Below are 574 nucleotides of genomic sequence, written 5' to 3'. Positions count from 1 at the left end.
GACTTCAGAAGGGTGGTGGGTCGTTGGTGTAGCGGGTGGTGTTGATGGCGCGTTCGTGGTGGATGCGGTAGGCGCGTTGTTGTGCGCGGGTGTGTTTTCGTTTGGGCATCGCCAGGCCACGCCATGGGCTTGGTGGCGCGCCGGTGCTGGTGGCCAGCTCACCGGTGGGCACCCCCAGTTGGGGGAACAACTGCGCGCCCAGCGGTTCGGTGGTGTAGATCCGTCCGCTCGGTGAGGTGAAAACGATCGTGCCGTCGGGGGATTGCTGCTCACTCCAGCCGCCGGGCCCGCAGTGAAACGTCTTCATCAGATGGTGAAAACGGCAGTAACAGGCGGTGTTCGACGGGTGTGTGGGCCCCAGCGGATAGGCCACGGTGTGATCGATATCGGTCTTCCACGCCGGCTTGTCACACCCGGGCCACCGGCAGCTCAGATCACGACACCGAATGAACTCGGCCAACGCCGTCGAGGGCCGATACCCACGCTGGGCGAGTGTGTCGGTGGGGATGTGCACCGGTTTGAGGGTGGCGGTGGCGGCCATCTCGCGCACCAGCGCCGCGGGCAGCACCCCGAT

Annotated in this window: 1 protein-coding gene; it reads right to left on the bottom strand. The window is 65.7% G+C overall.

Translation table 11 applies throughout. The features are described from left to right. Window positions 1-4: 4 nt before the first annotated feature. Window positions 5-574 (bottom strand): HNH endonuclease signature motif containing protein (locus A5663_RS20035; protein WP_156744572.1); only part of this gene is annotated, 570 nt, incomplete at its 5' end.

It is taken from the genome of Mycobacterium sp. E740, assembly GCF_001672895.1.
Classification (GTDB): Bacteria; Actinomycetota; Actinomycetes; order Mycobacteriales; family Mycobacteriaceae; genus Mycobacterium.
This window is presented reverse-complemented; position numbering and strand designations above follow the sequence as displayed.